The sequence below is a fragment of the Streptomyces griseorubiginosus genome, from assembly GCF_036345115.1.
Classification (GTDB): domain Bacteria; phylum Actinomycetota; class Actinomycetes; order Streptomycetales; family Streptomycetaceae; genus Streptomyces; species Streptomyces griseorubiginosus_C.
In genome coordinates this window covers 2,810,224-2,827,147 of sequence record NZ_CP107766.1, presented here as the reverse complement: position 1 = coordinate 2,827,147, position 16,924 = coordinate 2,810,224, and the positions used below count along the sequence as shown (strand labels likewise).

Sequence of the window (16,924 nt, the reverse complement as noted above, 5' to 3'; positions counted from 1 at the left end):
TGTGCCGTCAACCCTTTCCGTCGGGGGATTTTTATGTTTAGAGTGATGCTCTAAAGAAGGGAACGACATGCGGCTGACCCCCACCGAACGCGACCGGCTGCTGCTCTTCGGTGCCGCCGAGCTGGCCCGGGCCCGCAGGGCGCGCGGGCTGCGGCTGAACGTCCCGGAGGCGACCGCGCTCATCGCGGACACCGTCTGCGAGGCCGCCCGGGACGGGGCGCGGCTGGCCGAGGCCGTGGAGCGCGCGCGGTCGGTGCTCGGGCCGGACGACGTGCTGCCCGGCGTCGCGGACGTCGTCACCGAGGTGCATGTCGAGGCGGTCTTCGAGGACGGCTCGCGGCTCGCGGTCGTGAGCGATCCGATCGGCGGGGGGCTCGGCGCCACGGCCCCGGGCGCGCTGCTGCCGGGTCCCGAGCACGAGGAGCCCGAGCCGGTCGTACGGCTGACCGTCACCAACACGGCCGGCGTGCCCGTCTCCGTCACCTCCCACTTCCACTTCTTCGAGGCCAACCCCCGGCTCGACTTCGACCGGGCCGCGGCCTACGGCATGCGGCTCGCCGTCCCCGCCGGGTCCTCCGTGCGCTTCGGTCCGGGGGAGAGTGTGCGGGTCGGACTGCTGCCGATCGGCGGCGACCGCGTCGCCATCGGCTTCGCCGGGCTCGTGGACGGGGCACTGGACGCGCCGGGCGCGAAACAGGAGGCGCTGCGGAGGGCCGCCGCCTGCGGATACCTGGGGGCCCAGGACGAGGAGGCCACGCGATGAGCCGGCCCGGAGGGCACCCCGCCGAAGCGCGGCGGCTGACGCCCCACGAGTACGCCACCACTCACGGTCCGCGAGCCGGTGACCGGATCCGGCTCGGGGACTCCGGGCTGGTGATCCGGGTCGAGGAGGACGCGCAGCGGTACGGCGACGAGTTCCTCGCGGGGTTCGGGAAGACCGCGCGGGACGGGCTGCATCTCAAGGCCGCCGCCGTGCGCGAGACCTGTGACGTCGTCGTCAGCAATGTCGTCGTGATCGACGCCGTGCAGGGGATCCGCAAGGTCTCCATCGGCATCCGGGAAGGGCGGATCTGCGCCATCGGACGGGCCGGGAACCCCGACACCCTCGACGGGGTGGACGTCGTCGTCGGCACCGGTACGTCCATCGTCTCCGGCGAGGGGCTCATCGCCACCGCCGGAGCCGTCGACACCCACGTCCACCTGCTGTCGCCGCGGGTCATGGAGGCCTCGCTGGCCTCGGGGGTGACCACGATCATCGGCCAGGAGTTCGGGCCGGTGTGGGGAGTCGGCGTCAACTCGCCCTGGGCCCTCAAGCACGCCTTCGGTGCCTTCGACGCCTGGCCGGTCAACATCGGCTTCCTGGGCCGGGGTTCGTCCTCCGACCCGGCCCCCCTCGTCGAGGCCCTCGCGGAGGGCGGCGCCTCGGGCTTCAAGGTGCACGAGGACATGGGCGCCCACGCCCGCGCCCTGGACACCGCCCTGCGGGTCGCCGAGGAGCACGACGTCCAAGTCGCCCTGCACAGCGACGGGTTGAACGAGTGCCTCTCCGTCGAGGACACCCTCAGGGTCCTCGAAGGCCGCACCATTCACGCCTTCCACATCGAGGGCTGCGGCGGCGGACACGTCCCGAACGTGCTGAAGATGGCCGGCGTCCCGAACGTCATCGGCTCCTCCACCAACCCGACCCTGCCCTTCGGCCGGGACGCCGTCGCCGAGCACTACGGCATGATCGTCTCCGTCCACGACCTCAAGCCCGACCTCCCCGGCGACGCCGCCCTGGCCCGCGACCGCATCCGCGCCGGGACCATGGGCGCCGAGGACGTGCTGCACGACCTGGGTGCGATCGGCATCACCTCCTCGGACGCGCAGGGCATGGGACGCGCGGGGGAGACGGTCCGCCGTACCTTCGCCATGGCCGGGAAGATGAAGACCGAGCTCGGCGCGCCCGACGAGCACGACAACGCACGCGTCCTGCGCTACATCGCCAAGCTGACCGTCAACCCGGCCATCGCCCACGGGCTCGCGCACGAGGTGGGGTCCATCGAGGTCGGCAAGCTGGCCGACCTCGTGCTGTGGCGGCCGGAGTACTTCGGGGCCAAGCCCCAGCTGGTCCTGAAGTCGGGCTTCCCGGCCTACGGCGTGGTCGGCGACCCGGGCGCGGCCACCGACACCTGCGAACCCCTCGTGCTGGGACCGCAGTTCGGGGCGCACGGCGCCACCCCCGCCGAGATCTCCGTCGCCTTCGTCGCCCGGGCCGCCCTCGACCAGGGCCACGACCTGATGCCGACCCGCAGGAGAAGGGTCGCCGTCCGGGGCACCCGCGGCATCGGCCCGGCCGACCTGCGCCTCAACTCCCGTACCGGAGCGGTGGACGTGGACCAGCGCACCGGACTGGTGACGCTGGACGGCGAGCCGATCCGCTCCGAACCGGCCGAGTCCGTCTCCCTCAACCGCCTGTACTTCCTCTAGCCACTGCTTCCAGCCCACGATCAGGACACGCCATGACCTACCGCATGCCGCCCGAGTGGGCCCCGCACGAGCGCACCTGGATGGCCTGGCCCGGCCCCAACCCCACCTTCACCGACGACGAGGAGCTCGCGGAGGCCCGCGCCGCCTGGGCCTCCGTCGCCCGCGCGGTGCGCCGCTTCGAACCGGTGACGATGGTGCACGGCCCCGGACACGGCGAATCGGCGCGCGCGTTGCTCGGCCCCGACATCACCCTCGTGGAACGCGAGCTGGACGACGCGTGGATGCGGGACATCGGCCCGACGTTCGTCCATGACGAGTCGGGGCGACTGGCCGCCGTGGACTGGGTGTTCAACGGCTGGGGCGGCCAGGACTGGGCCCGCTGGGAGCACGACTCCAAGATCGCCCGCCATGTGGCCGACCTGGCCGGGACGCCGGTGGTGAGCAGCCCGCTGGTCAACGAGGGCGGCGCGATCCACGTCGACGGCGAGGGCACCGTCCTGCTCACCGACACCGTCCAGCTCGGCGCCGGGCGCAACCCCGGCTGGACCCGGGAGCAGGTCGAGGCGGAGATCCACGCCCGGCTCGGCACCACCAAGGCGATCTGGCTCCCGCGCGGCCTGGCCGGCGACTACGGCAGGTACGGCACCCAGGGTCATGTCGACATCGTGGCCGCCTTCGCCCGTCCGGGCGTGGTGGTCGCGCATCACCAGCCCGACCCCGCGCACCCCGACCACGAGGTGACCAAGGAGGTCATCGGCCTGCTCCGGGGCCGGACCGATGCGCGCGGACGCCGTCTGGAGGTCGTCGAGGTGCCCGCCCCGACCGTCCTGGAGGCCGACGGCCACTGGGTCGACTACTCCTACATCAACCACTACCTCTGCAACGGCGGTGTCGTGCTCTGCGGATTCGACGACCCGCGGGACGAGACCGCGGCCGGGATCTTCCGGCGGCTGTTCCCGGAGCGGACGGTCACGCCGGTCGACGCGCGGACCGTCTTCGCGGGCGGGGGAGGCGTCCACTGCATCACTCAGCAGCAGCCACGGGTGGCGGTCCGGTAGAACGTACGGGTGAACGTGCTGACCTGTGCCGCCTGCGGAAGCCGGCTGACCGAGCCCCTGCGGCTCCTCGCCGAGCTGCCGCCCCGCCCGGAGTACGCCCCCCGGAAGAACCCCGACGGCTCGCGGCACGCCCCGCCGACCGTCCCGCGTGGGACGTACGCGGTGGACCCGGAGCCGTGCGGGGCGCCCTATGTGCCGCACCCCGACCCCGACTGGTGCGACGCGGCCAACCCCGGCAACAGCTGCCTGGGCGACCCCGACGGCCCGGGGTTCCTGATGTCCGCCGGGCCGCGCGGCACCTTGGTGACCCACCCAGAGGACACCCGCGCACACCTGTCCGGCAACCCCGCCCTCCAGGAGATCGGCTGCTGCGGCCCGCCCGGTCGCGAGGGCCCCAACGAGGTGTGCGGGGAGTGCGGCGCGGTGGTGGCGACCCTGTACGCCGACTGCTCCGGCGCGTACGAGACGGACTTCCTGCCCGACGCCGTGCACGTGACCGCCGTATGAGCACCCCCCGCCGCACCCCTGCCCCGCCCCGCGAGCGGATCCTCGCCGCCGCCATGGAGATGATCGCCGAGCGCGGCCTGGAGAAGCTCACCATGGCGGCCCTCGGCCGGGAGGTCGGCATGAGCAGCGGCCACCTCCTCTACTACTTCCGCTCCAAGGACGAACTGCTGCTGCGGACCCTGGAGTGGAGCGAGGGACGGCTCGGCGCCGAGCGCGGCCGGCTGCTCACCCGCTCGGCGACCGCCCGGGAACGGCTCGACGCGTACGTCGACCTGTACGTCCCGGGCGGCCATCGCGACCCGCACTGGACCCTGTGGCTGGAGGTCTGGAACCGCTCGCAGAACGCCGACGCCGACGCCCGCGACCGGCAGGCCGCCATCGAGGGCGCCTGGCACCGCGACCTGGTCGCGCTGCTCGCGGAGGGCATCTCGCGAGGCGAGTTCCGGGCCGTCGACCCGGACCGTTTCGCGACCCGGCTGCGGGCCCTGCTCGACGGCTTCTCCATCCACGTGGCGATCGGGCTGCGCGGCACGGACCGGGGGACGATTCTCGGCCACGTAGGGGAGTTCCTCGACGAGAGCCTCCTCGCGGACGCGTGACCTCGCGCCCGGGTTGTACGCAATAAGGCCGATTGACCCTGTGGCCGGTGGTGCGTTTGCCTCGTGGGGAGCCCTCGGCGCGGGGCCGGGGGTAGTGCGTCAACGGGGATCACAGGGGGAAACATGTCCAGAGCCGCCGTATGCCTGTTAGGCACGGCCCTGCTCGTCGGGCTCACCGGAACCACCGCGGCCGCCGCGCCGCCCGTACGACACGCGCCGCACGCGCCGGTCGAGCGGGTGAGCACGGCGGCCGACGGCAGTCAGGCCGACGGGCCCTCGGGCGACGCCGGGGTCAGCGCCGACGGCCGCACGGTGGCGTTCGTGTCCACCGCGGCGAGCTTCGGCTGCGCGCACTTCACCCCGTGCCTGCTGGTGAAGGACGTGCGCGACGGCGGGGTCACCAGGATCGACCTCGGCGAGGGGTACACGTACGGCTCACCGGCCCCGAGTGCCGACGGCAGCCGAATCGCCTTCTCCGCCGGCACCCGCTTCCTGGCCCCCTACCTGTACGACCGCGCCACCGGCCGCGCGGAGAAGCTGTGGCCCCAGGACCCGCCCGGCTTCAACGAGTTGGGCCGCGCCCGGTCCATCAGCCCGGACGGCACCCACGTCGCGTACACCCTCGGCAACCGCCACGGCAACGAGAGCAGCGGCCTGCTCTACGTCCGCGACACCGCCACCGGAGCCGACGTCCTGATCTCGCCGGCCGAGGAGGGCCAGAAGAACGGTGCCTCGGTGAGCGGCGACGGCAGGAAGGTCGCGTACGGTCTGCGCGTCGACAGCGAGACGGATCCCGCCGACGTCTACGTCAAGGACCGGACGACGGGCGAGCGGACCCGGGTGGACACCGGTCTCGGCGCCGCCTACCTGGTCGGCATCACCGCGGACGGCCGCCGGGTCCTCCTCGACGCGGAGAGCGGTCTGTACGTCCACGACCTGCGCACGGGCCAGTCGCGGCGGGTGGCCGACGGGCGCCCGCTCGCGGCCACCACGGACGGCCGGTACGCCGTCGTCGACGGCGAGGACGGCACGCGGGTGCGTGACCTGCGCACCGGGGCCCGCGGGGCCGCGCTCCCGCGCGGGGACGCCCAGGTGACGGAGAACGCGCTGGCCGCCAAGGGCCGTGCCGTGGTGTTCGGGTCGTCCGCCTCCCACCTGGTGCCGGGCGACACCAACGCGGAGGACGACGTGTTCGTCTTCTCCGGCGCGCTGCGGCGGAACCCGGCGCCGATGCCGTTCGTCACCGAACGCCTGGCCACACCGGCCGGCGCCTCCCACGACCCGGTGATGGGGGAGAACAAGGTCGTCACCTTCACCTCCGAGGGAGATGTGTTCGTGAACACCCGCACGGGCGTCTCCCAGGTCAACTCGGCCGGACAGAAGCCGTCGTCCGAGGGCAGCCCCTGCTACAGCGGGCGCATGATCGGCTACTCGGGCCCCTACGGCCCCGACGGCGGCCCGGGGATCCACGTCCGCAACCGCGCGGTCGGCAAGCTCACCAGCCTCGGCTCCCACCAGGGCGTCCGCTTCACCTGGATGGGACAGCCCGTGGTGGACCCCACCTGCCAGTGGCTCACCTACACGGCGACCCTGCCCGCCACCGACGCCGACCCGCACCCGGCACCCCGCGTCTACCGCTTCAAGTTCAACGGCGGTGACACCGAGGTGGTCAGCGCCGCCACGAACGAACCGGCCGGCGATCCGGCCATCAACTACGACGGCCGGTACATCGCCTTCGAGCAGGGCGGCAGCGTCCACGTCCGTGACCTCGACACCGGCGCCCTGTCGGCGATCGGTCCCGGCGCGGACCCGTCGATCAGTGCGGACGGCCGCAAGGTGGCCTTCCAGCAGGGCTCCCACGCCGTCGTCCGCGACCTGGACACCGGCACCACGATCCGGGTCAAGGGCATCCAGCCCTCGCTCGCCGGAGACGGCACGGCTCTGGCGTACACCTCGGGCCGCTCCGTGTACTGGCTCCGACTCGCCACCGGAGAGAAGCAGTTGATGAGTGTCGACCGACGGGGCGGCCGCAACGACCTTCCGGCCGGGCACCCTTCGGTCAACGCGGACGGCACGGTCGTCGCGTTCGAGTCGGCCTCACCCGATCTGGTGGAAGGGGACACCAACGGGGTGACGGACGTCTTCCTGCGGACAGTGCAATGACAGGCAACGACCACAACGGGGGAACAACCATGCACGTCAGGACATCTGTGGTGGCGATCGCCGCCGTAGCGGCCGCGGCGCTCGCCGTGCCGACCGCGAGCGCCGGGCCCAGGGCTGCGCACACCGAACCGGTCAGCGTCACTCCGGAGGGCCGGGCCGGAGGCGACGCCTCCCACAACGCCGTCATCAGCCCCGACGGCCGCTACGTCGGCTTCGACTCGCGGGCCGAGGACCTCGACCCCGACGTGCCGCACGGGGGTATGTACATCCGCGACCTGCGCACCGGGCAGCTCCGCTTCTCCGGCTTCGGAGGCATCCTGGCGGTCCTGAACGACGGGCGTTACGTCTACTACCAGAACGACGTCGTGCTGCACGACCCGCGCACGGGGCAGGAGACGAAGTTCGGCATCGAGGTCCCCGAGGGCTTCGAGGGGCCGATCGGCGAGGTCTCCGTCAGCGCGAACGCCCGCTACGCCGTGTTCACGCTGCACGAGACCGGCGGGGGCGGCGTGGTCTTCCTGCGCGACCGGATCGCGGGCACCACCGAGCGGATCAGCCACCCGAAACCCACCTGGGAGCCGCGCAACGCCTCCTCGCCGACGGTCAGCGACGACGGCAAGCGGATCGTCTACCAGTACAACTACGCCAACGGCCCGCGCGGCGACGACTGGGGCGACGTGTGGATGTACGACCGCACGACCGGGGAGCGCACCCAGATCGACCGCTCCCACGACGGCTCGCAGACCCAGCGCGAGTCGCTGGAGCCGTCCATCAGCGGCGACGGACGTACGGTCGTCTTCGAGTCCGCGGACACCCACCTGGTGCCGGACGACACCGACGGCAGCTGGAACGTGTTCGTGCACACCATCGCCACCGGCGTGAACCAGCGCATCCACGTGAGCCCCTCCCAGGTCTGGACCCGGGACCCGGCCGTCAGCGCGAACGGCCGGTACGTCACCCTCACGGGCCGGGTCGAGGGGCTGCCCGGCGGCACCCGCAACCCGGTCTACCTGCGGGACCTGAGGAAGGGCACGACCACCCTGGTCACCCCCGGCCCCGGCGGCGACCCGGTCTCCGCCCAGGTGGAACCCGGCGGCATCGCGGACGGCGCCCGGCGGATCACGTTCGTCTCCTGGGACGGCACCCTGATCCCGGGCGGGGACACCAACGAGGAGCGGGACGTGTTCGTACGGCACCTGCGGTGACCCCGGGGTGAGCAGCGCAGTGCTCGCATCCTGAGACGGAGGGTGAGCACGGGGGCGGTCTGTGCCAGACTGCCCCCGTGCTCTCGTTCGCCATGATTATTGGCAGCAGGCGCGCCGGTCCGCAGTGACCACCACGTACGACCAGGTACGGGTGGACACCGTCGTCCTCGACCCGCGCGCAGACCTCTCGCACCCGCGAGGGGTTTTTCGCTTTTTCTGGCCCACCCGCAGCCGGAGGCGAGAGCGCGAGGGAGTATGTGGGGGCGGTGGAGCCGGTCATTCCGGTACGACCGAGACCAAATCCTCAGGAGCCTTGAGACCATGACCGCAACCAGCGAGCTCGACGATCAGTTCCACGTCTTCGACACCACCCTGCGCGACGGCGCCCAGCGGGAGGGCATCAACCTCACCGTCGCGGACAAGCTGGCCATCGCACGGCACCTGGACGACTTCGGCGTGGGCTTCATCGAGGGCGGCTGGCCCGGCGCCAACCCGCGGGACACCGAGTTCTTCGCGCGCGCCCGTCAGGAGATCGACTTCAAGCACGCCCAGCTGGTCGCCTTCGGCGCGACCCGCCGGGCCGGGGCCAAGGCCTCCGAGGACCCGCAGGTCAAGGCCCTCCTCGACTCGGGCGCCGAGGTGATCACCCTGGTCGCCAAGTCCCACGACCGGCACGTGGAGCTGGCGCTCAGGACCACCCTGGACGAGAACCTGGAGATGGTCCGCGACACGGTGTCGTACCTGCGCGAGCAGGGCCGCCGCGTCTTCGTCGACTGCGAGCACTTCTTCGACGGCTACCGCGCCAACCCGGAGTACGCGAAGGCCGTCGTACGGGCCGCCTCGGAGGCCGGCGCGTCCGTCGTGATCCTCTGCGACACCAACGGCGGCATGCTCCCCGCCCAGGTCCAGGCAGTGGTCGCCACGGTCCTCGCCGACACCGGCGCCCGGCTCGGCATCCACACCCAGGACGACACGGGCTGCGCGGTCGCCAACACCCTCGCCGCGGTCGACGCGGGCGCCACCCACGTCCAGTGCACGGCCAACGGCTACGGCGAGCGCGTCGGCAACGCCAACCTCTTCCCGGTCGTCGCGGCCCTGGAACTGAAGTACGGCAAGAAGGTCCTGCCCGACGGCCACCTGCGCGAGATGACCCGCATCTCGCACGCGATCGCCGAGGTCGTCAACCTCACGCCCTCCACCCACCAGCCCTATGTGGGTGTCTCCGCCTTCGCCCACAAGGCCGGCCTGCACGCCTCCGCGATCAAGGTCGACCCGGACCTCTACCAGCACATCGACCCCGAGCTCGTCGGCAACACGATGCGGATGCTGGTCTCCGACATGGCGGGCCGGGCCTCGATCGAGCTCAAGGGCAAGGAACTCGGCATCGACCTCGGCGGCGACCGCGAGCTGGTCGGCCGGGTCGTGGAGCGGGTCAAGGAGCGCGAGCTCAAGGGCTACACGTACGAGGCGGCCGACGCCTCCTTCGAACTGCTCCTGCGCGCCGAGGTCCAGGGCAAGCCGCTCAAGTACTTCTCCGTCGAGTCCTGGCGCGCGATCGTCGAGGACCGCCCCGACGGCAGCCACGCCAACGAGGCCACGGTGAAGCTCTTCGCCAAGGGCGAGCGCATCGTCGCCACGGCGGAGGGCAACGGCCCCGTGAACGCCCTGGACCGGTCCCTGCGCGTGGCCCTGGAGAAGATCTACCCGCAGCTCGCCAAGCTCGACCTCGTCGACTACAAGGTCCGCATCCTGGAGGGCGTGCACGGCACCCAGTCCACGACCCGCGTCCTGATCTCCACGTCCGACGGCTCGGGCGAGTGGTCGACGGTCGGCGTCGCGGAGAACGTTATCGCCGCGTCCTGGCAGGCCCTGGAGGACGCGTACACCTACGGCCTGCTGCGGGCGGGCGTCGAGCCGGCCGAGTAACCCCCCGGTTCAGCAGGAGTCCTCGGCGAGCTCCTCGAACTCGCCGAGGCTCATCGCCCGGTCGTCGGCCCAGACCTGACGGGGTTTCAGGGCCGCGAGATCGGTCGCCGTGAAGGTGACGAGGCCGGAGTACTCGTAGTTGTACTCGTCCTTCCCGAAGGCGAGTTGATAGGTGTGCCCGGCCAACACCCGCTGCTCGCCCACCGGAAGCACATGCCAGTCCGCGGGCGGCGAGAACAGCGGGAACTCGGTGCCGACGAGTCGCCGGCTCCCCGACGCCCTCCACCCGGACACGTTCCGCCCGGTCTCCTCCTGACCGGTGGGCGTGCCGGTCAGGGACGGCCCCCGCACCAGATCGTCCCCGCATGGCCGCAGCACGACCTCCACCGCCCCCGCGTCATCGACCCGCACCGCGACGAGCGGCAGGATCTCCGCGGTACACCCGCTCAACAGCCCCACGGCGGCGACCACTCCGGCCACCGCGAACAGTCCCCGTCTCATCCCTCCAGCACACCAACGAAGACGCCTCCGTACGACCACCGTTGCGCACCGGTCGGGTTGCGGTCGTACAACTCGCCCGGGGCGCGATGGCCGACGAGGTGTCTTGACGGATGTGTGGGCTCTCAGTTCACTCACGCCGTGAGGTAAGTCCTGTGCGAAACCTGAGAGTCGAGGGAAGGTCCATGCGAAGAACCGCCCTGCTCGTCTCCGCCGCGTTGCTCACCTCCCTGCTGCCGATGGCCGTCGCCCGGGCGGCCGACGATCCGCCGCCGATCCCCGTCGACCGCTTCGAGGGCGAGGTCCCCTTCGCGAGCCCCCCGGAGAACGGCATCTTCACCTGGGGCGGCGACAACGACGACCCGCCCGCCCTTCAGCTCACCGCCAGGCCGGACGCACCCGAGGGCGACAAGGTCCTCGCCGGTACCTACGACATCAGTGGCTACGGCGGCTTCACCCACGACTTCGCCTTCGCCGAGCCCGCCCACGACTGGTCCGCCCGCAAGGGCGTCCGCTTCTGGTGGGACGGGCAGAACAACGGCAGGAAGGTCGCCTTCGAACTCAAGGACGGCGGCGCCGACGGCGAGGCCTCCGAGCTGTGGACCACGTCCTTCACCGACGACTTCACCGGCTGGAAGCGGATCGAGATCCCCTTCACCGACTTCGCGTACCGCACCGACTACCAGCCCGTCGGCGGCATCGACCACGTCCTCGGGCTCACCGAGACCTGGGGCTACGCCGTCACCCTCCCCGTCGGCGCACCCGGCCGATTCGCCATGGACGGCGTCGAGTTGTACGGCAGGGCGGACCAGTCCCTGCGCGCCACCGTGACCACCGACTCCGCCGTCCACCCGGTGGGGGAGGGCAGGACCGCGTCCGTCGAGGTCACCGTCGCCACTACCGGCTCCGCCCCCTCGACGAGCCCGTGACCGTCGCCTACGAAACGGCCGGCGGCACCGCCGATCCCGGCAAGGACTACACCCCCGTCTCCGGCACCCTCACCTTCCCGGCCGGTACGGCCTCCGGCGCCACCCGGACCATCCAGGTCCCGACCCTGAAGGACAAGGCCGCGGAGTCCGCCGAGACCATCCCCCTCAAGCTCACCGTCACCGGCGCCAAGGCCCCCACCGAGACCCCGCAGGTCGTCATCGACGCGCACGGGCTGCCGTATCTGAACAGCAGGCTCCCCGTGCACAGGCGCGTCGCCGATCTCCTGTCCCGGATGAGCCTCGCGGAGAAGGCCGGCCAGATGACCCAGGCCGAGCGCGGAGCCGTCGGGGCCGGCGCCGACGTCACCGCCCACGACCTCGGCTCGTTGCTCTCCGGCGGCGGCTCCACCCCCACGCCCAACACCCCCGAGGCCTGGGCGAAGATGATCGACTCCTTCCAACTCCGGGCGCGGGCAACGCGGTTCCAGATCCCGCTCATCTACGGCGTCGACGCCGTCCACGGCCACAACAACCTGGTCGGCGCCACCGTCCTGCCCCACAACATCGGCCTCGGTGCCACCCGCGACCCTCGACTCGTCCAGGAGACAGGCGCCGTGACCGCCGCCGAGGTCCGCGCCACCGGCGTCCCCTGGGACTTCGCGCCCTGCCTCTGCGTCACCCGCGACGAACGCTGGGGCCGCTCCTACGAGTCCTTCGGCGAGGACCCGGCCCTCGTCGAGTCCATGGAGACGATCATCCAGGGCCTCCAGGGTGCCAGGAACGGCAAGGACCTCGACCGGCGCGACAAGGTCCTCGCCACCGCCAAGCACTTCGTCGGCGACGGCGGCACCGCCTACGGCTCCTCCACGACGGGGACGTACACCATCGACCAGGGCGTCACCACGGTCACCCGGCAGCAGTTGGAGGCCGTCCACCTCTCCCCGTACAAGGAGGCCGTGAAGCGGGGCGTCGGGACGGTCATGCCGTCGTACTCCTCGCTGGACCTGATCGGGGACGGCCGAGGGCCGGTCAAGATGCACGCCCGCGCCGACATGATCAACGGCGTCCTCAAGGACGGGCTCGGCTTCGACGGCTTCGTCATCAGCGACTGGAACGGCATCGACCAGATCCCCGGCGACTACGCCTCGGACGTCCGGACCTCCGTCAACGCCGGCGTCGACATGGTCATGGCGCCCTACGCCTACCAGGACTTCCACAACACGCTGATCGCGGAGGTCCGGGCCGGACGGGTCGGCGAGCGGCGCGTCGACGACGCCGTGTCCCGCATCCTCACGCAGAAGTTCAGGCTCGGGCTCTTCGAGCAGCCGTACGCCGACACGAGCGGGGCCTCCAGGATCGGTTCCGCCGGGCACCGGGCCGTGGCACGGGAGGCGGTCGCCGAGTCGCAGGTACTGCTGAAGAACAGCGGCGGACTCCTGCCGCTGAAGAAGTCGCAGAAGGTGTACGTCGCCGGGTCCGACGCCGACGACATCGGCAACCAGTCCGGCGGCTGGACCGTCACCTGGCAGGGCTCGTCCGGCGACATCACCCCCGGCACGACCGTCCTGGAGGCGATGCGCGAGAACTCCCCGGCGCTGACGTACTCCAAGGACGCCTCCGCACCGCTGAGCGGCTACGACGTCGGCGTGGTCGTCGTCGGCGAGACCCCGTACGCCGAGGGCGTCGGGGACGTGGGCAACGGCCACGACCTGGAGCTGTCCGCCACTGACCGGGCCGCCGTGGACAAGGTGTGCGCGGCCATGAAGTGCGTGGTGCTGATCGTCTCCGGGCGGCCGCAGCTCGTCGGCGACCGGCTCGGTGCCATCGACGCCCTGGTCGCCTCCTGGCTGCCGGGCACCGAGGGCGACGGCGTCGCGGACGTCCTGTACGGCAGGCGGCCGTTCACCGGTCAACTGCCCGTGACCTGGCCCAGGTCGGAGGCCCAGCTGCCGATCAACGTCGGCGACCCGACGTACGACCCGCAGTTCCCGTACGGCTGGGGCCTGACCACCCTCACCGAGGTCCCGCGGGGCGGGGAGACCGCGCTGAAGGCGCTCGGGGTCGCGGCGAGGGCGGCCGAGCGGGCCGGGGCCGACGGGACGGGCCGGGCGCTGGTCACCCGGGCCCGGCTGATCGTCCAGCAGAAGGCGGCACAGCGGATGACGGCCGCCATCGCCGGGCCCTTCGCCGACGCCGACCACCTGCTGCTGACGGGACGCTACGCGGAGGCGGTGGCGAAGCTGACGCAGGCGTACCGGGCAGCCTGAGCGGACGGGCCCGCAGAGCGAGCGGGTCCCTTCGCGCAGGTCTCTTTCGGGAGGCTTCGGGTAGCGTCGAAGTATGAAGGCCAGCGCACAGGCCGTAGTACCGACCCGAAGCCTCCCGGGGCTGCTCCTCACCCTGGTGGTGATGGCCCTGGCCGTCCTGTCGGCGGCCGCCCCGCCGGCCTCGGCCGCGTCCGTCACCAGCGCCTCGGAGATCGGCCGGGCCCTCCGCAAGAGCCCCGTCTACGTCGATCCGGCCGCCGCGGCCCAGCTGTCCGCCAAGGACGCGGACGCCCTGGCGGACCGGATCGCCAAGGCGGACCGGCCGCTGTTCGTCGCGGTGCTGCCCGCCGACTACCCGAAGCAGGACCTCTTCACCAAGCTGCGCACGGCGACCGGCATCACCGGCCTGTACGCGGTCCGCCTGGGCGACGCCTTCGACGCCCGGGCCGACTCCGCGGTCCTGTCGAACGCGGCCGTACGCAACCTGGTGACCACCGTCGAGGGCGAGGACACCCGCGCCCAACTGACCGACTTCACCGCCGCCGCACTCACCAACATGGGCGGCTCCGCCCCCTCCACCTGGCGGTCCGTGGACGACGGAGGCGGGGTGTCCGGCACCGCGCTGATCACCGTCGGCGCGGTCCTGGTGGCGGGCGGCGCCGGCGCGTACACGCTGGTGCGCCGCAACCGGCGCCGGCACGCCGAGGAGCAGCGGGCCGCGCTGGAGAAGCTGCGGGTGGTGGTGGACGAGGACATCACGGCGTTCGGCGAGGAACTGGACCGCCTGGACTTCCACCCGGCCGAGGCGGGCGCCGACGACGCGATGCGCGGCGACTACGAGCGGGCGCTGGACGCGTACGAGCAGGCGAAGTCGCTCATGGCGGCGGCCACGAGACCGGAGGACGTGCGGGCGGTCACCCAGGCCCTGGAGGACGGCCGCTTCTCGCTGGCCCAGCTCGCCGCCCGCCGCGAGCACCGCCCGCTGCCCGAACGCCGGGTGCCCTGCTTCTTCGACCCCCGCCACGGCCCCTCCGTCACCGACGCCACCTGGACGCCGCCGGGCGGTGCCGCGCGCGAGGTACCGGTCTGCGCGGCGGACGCCACCCGTCTGTCCGACGGCCGCGACCCGGTGATGCGCGAGGTCGACACCGACCAGGGCCGCCGCCCCTACTGGGACGCGGGCCCGGCCTACGGCCCCTGGGCGGGCGGCTACTTCGGCGGCGGCCTGCTGCCCGGCCTGCTGGTCGGCACGGTCCTCGGCAGCATGATGGCCACCCCCGCCTACGCGGCCGACTACGGCTCCGGCTACGGCGACTTCGGCGGCGGCTACGAGGGCGGCGACCTCTCCGGCTCGGACTTCTCCTCAAGTGACTTCGGAGACTTCGGGGGCGGCGGGGACTTCGGCGGGGGCGGCGATTTCGGAGGGGGAGGGGACTTCGGGGGCGGAGGGTTCTGACCTGTCGAGGACGCCGAAATCCAGCCCCTCCGGCGTTTGAGGGCGGGTCGGGGGCGAGAACCGCGGGCCCGGCAACACCGCACCGGACCCGCGGACCGCCGTACGAAACCGCCGTCACCTCACAGCGACGCCGCCGCGGAGGCGATCGCCGAGGCGAACGTCGACACCTCGGTGTAGACCCCGGGCGCGTTCGGCTGGGCGCAGCCGATGCCCCAGCTCACGATCCCGACCTGGATCCACGCGTTGTTCGCGTCCCGCCGGAACATCGGCCCACCGGAGTCCCCCTGGCAGGTGTCGACCCCACCGGCCGCGTACCCCGCACAGATCTCCTCGCTCGCGATGAGCCCGCTGTACCCGCTGTACGACCGGCAGGTCGCGTCACTGACGAACGGCACGGTCGCCTTGAGCAGATACCGCTGCTGGGCACCGCCCTGGGTGGCCGCACCCCACCCGGCGACGGTGAAGGTCCCGGTGTTGTACTGCGTGGTCGTGGCGATCTTCAGCGTCGGCAGGTTGATGGGCTGGGCGAGCTTGATGAGCGCCCAGTCCTTGCCGTCGCCGTTGTAGCCCGGAGCCCGGTAGACGTACGTCGACCTGACCTGGACCCGGCCGCTGGTGGACTGGAGGTCCACGACGCCGGCGGTGGCGGTGATGCTGGTGTTGGGGCCCGTGCCGTTCACGCAGTGCGCGGCGGTCAGCACGATCTGCTGGGTGTACAGGGCCCCGCCGCAGCCCATGGAGAGCCGGACCATGAACGGGAACTCGCCCTGCGCGGCACGGGTGCCGCCGACCACGGGCGAGGGGGCGGCCTGTGCGGCCGAGACGGGCTGGAGACTGGCGATCGCGAGCGCGGCGGCTCCGACCGCCAGACATCTCTTGAGGGCTGTCAGGAGTTTCTTCAACGTGATGCCTTCCAGGTGGGGGTGGCATTGACGAGTTCATGCCAAGTCTGGGCAGCAAAGCCATGCCCAAGTTCTGACATGGGCCGGTCAAATCCGCTGATGGATTATGAGAATCCTGTGAACTCCCGCACAAGGGGTGCGATTCAGCCAAGCTCTTCCGCGGCGTGAGCGGGGGCGGCGGATCGCTGGAGAGGCGTCACGCGCGGCCACCGGAGATCCGGTGGCCGGAGTCCGGACGCTGTGTGGCCGGTCGCTACGGAGTCGGGCCGGCCCCCACCGAGGCCGGCCCGTGCGACTCAGGCGTTCTTGATCGCCGAGATGTCGAAGCTCAGCTTGATCTTGTCGGAGATCAGGACGCCGCCCGTCTCCAGGGCCGCGTTCCAGGTCAGGCCCCACTCGGAGCGCTTGATCTCGGCCTTGCCCTCGAAGCCCACGCGCTCGTTGCCGAAGGGGTCCTTGGCGGCGCCGTTGAACTCGAGGTCGATGGTGAGCGGCTTGGTGGTGCCGAGGATCGTCAGGTCGCCGGTGATGCGGTAGTCCTCGTCGCCGAGCGCCTCCGCCTTGGTGGAACGGAAGGTCATCGTCGGGAACTCCTCGATCTTGAAGAAGTCCGCGCTCTTGAGGTGCCCGTCCCGGTCCGCCGACCCGGTGTCGATGCTGTCCATCTTGACGTCGATGGAGGCCGTCGACGCGGACGGGTCGCCGCCGTCCAGGTGCAGCGAGCCGCTGAAGTCGTCGAACGTGCCCTTGACGTTGGTGACCATGGCGTGCCGGACGGTGAAGCCGATCGTGGAGTGGGCCGTGTCGATCGTGTAGTCGCCGGTCAGTGCGGTCAGGTCGGTGTTCGTCATGACGAAGCTCCTTGGAGGCAGAATGTTGAACGTTGAACCACTCAACACGCAGCACCGTAGACCTATTCCATACAGGTTTCAACATCATCCGCGC

12 protein-coding genes and 1 pseudogene are annotated in these 16,924 nt (G+C 71.7%); 10 read left to right on the top strand and 3 right to left on the bottom strand.

Translation table 11 applies throughout. The annotated features are described in order from the left end of the window. The first annotated feature begins 67 nt into the window (after nucleotides 1–67). The 8 genes from ureA to cimA all read left to right on the top strand — a co-directional run bounded on the left by ureA (nucleotide 68) and on the right by cimA (nucleotide 9,927). Entirely contained in the window at nucleotides 68–763 is a 696-nt protein-coding gene (gene ureA / locus OHN19_RS12545; protein ID WP_330264270.1) for an urease subunit gamma, read from the top strand. Then, the gene (locus tag OHN19_RS12540; RefSeq protein ID WP_330264269.1) at nucleotides 760–2,469 is read left to right on the top strand and encodes an urease subunit alpha; all 1,710 of its coding nucleotides are present in this window, start codon (nucleotides 760–762) and stop codon (nucleotides 2,467–2,469) included. The genes ureA and OHN19_RS12540 overlap by 4 nt, the downstream gene beginning before the upstream one ends. 32 nt (nucleotides 2,470–2,501) lie before the next feature. After that, the gene (locus OHN19_RS12535) at nucleotides 2,502–3,527 is read left to right on the top strand and encodes an agmatine deiminase family protein (protein ID WP_330264268.1); all 1,026 of its coding nucleotides are present in this window, start codon (nucleotides 2,502–2,504) and stop codon (nucleotides 3,525–3,527) included. Between the two features lie 9 nt (nucleotides 3,528–3,536). Then, nucleotides 3,537–4,034: a hypothetical protein gene (locus OHN19_RS12530; RefSeq protein WP_330264267.1), complete on the top strand. Its 498-nt coding sequence runs from the start codon at nucleotides 3,537–3,539 to the stop codon at nucleotides 4,032–4,034. Then, the gene (locus tag OHN19_RS12525) at nucleotides 4,031–4,633 is read left to right on the top strand and encodes a TetR/AcrR family transcriptional regulator (protein ID WP_330264266.1); all 603 of its coding nucleotides are present in this window, start codon (nucleotides 4,031–4,033) and stop codon (nucleotides 4,631–4,633) included. The genes OHN19_RS12530 and OHN19_RS12525 overlap by 4 nt, the downstream gene beginning before the upstream one ends. Before the next feature lie 123 nt (nucleotides 4,634–4,756). Further along, nucleotides 4,757–6,796 (top strand): hypothetical protein, encoded by a 2,040-nt coding sequence (locus OHN19_RS12520; RefSeq protein ID WP_330264265.1) that lies wholly within the window; start codon nucleotides 4,757–4,759, stop codon nucleotides 6,794–6,796. A 29-nt stretch (nucleotides 6,797–6,825) separates the two neighbouring features. Next, on the top strand, nucleotides 6,826–8,001 hold the full coding sequence (locus tag OHN19_RS12515; protein ID WP_330264264.1) for a hypothetical protein: 1,176 nt from the start codon (nucleotides 6,826–6,828) through the stop codon (nucleotides 7,999–8,001). A gap of 321 nt (nucleotides 8,002–8,322) precedes the next feature. Continuing rightward, a complete protein-coding gene (gene cimA, locus OHN19_RS12510) occupies nucleotides 8,323–9,927 on the top strand; it encodes a citramalate synthase (protein WP_330264263.1) in 1,605 nt (534 codons plus the stop codon). A gap of 9 nt (nucleotides 9,928–9,936) precedes the next feature. Here cimA and OHN19_RS12505 read toward each other — a convergent pair whose 3' ends face one another. Further along, nucleotides 9,937–10,428, bottom strand: coding sequence for a hypothetical protein (locus tag OHN19_RS12505; RefSeq protein ID WP_330264262.1), 492 nt, complete (start codon nucleotides 10,426–10,428; stop codon nucleotides 9,937–9,939). 182 nt (nucleotides 10,429–10,610) lie between these two features. Between OHN19_RS12505 and OHN19_RS12500 the strand changes: the two are divergent. Beyond that, a pseudogene (locus tag OHN19_RS12500) lies at nucleotides 10,611–13,621 on the top strand (glycoside hydrolase family 3 protein). Nucleotides 13,622–13,694: 73 nt separating this feature from the next. Then, entirely contained in the window at nucleotides 13,695–15,077 is a 1,383-nt protein-coding gene (locus OHN19_RS12495; protein ID WP_330264261.1) for a hypothetical protein, read from the top strand. Between the two features lie 119 nt (nucleotides 15,078–15,196). Here OHN19_RS12495 and OHN19_RS12490 read toward each other — a convergent pair whose 3' ends face one another. After that, nucleotides 15,197–15,979 carry a serine protease gene (locus OHN19_RS12490; RefSeq protein WP_330264260.1) on the bottom strand — a complete coding sequence of 261 codons (783 nt, stop codon included), beginning with the start codon at nucleotides 15,977–15,979 and terminating at the stop codon, nucleotides 15,197–15,199. Between the two features lie 296 nt (nucleotides 15,980–16,275). Beyond that, a complete protein-coding gene (locus OHN19_RS12485) occupies nucleotides 16,276–16,830 on the bottom strand; it encodes a YceI family protein (protein ID WP_330264259.1) in 555 nt (184 codons plus the stop codon). Nucleotides 16,831–16,924 lie beyond the last annotated feature (94 nt).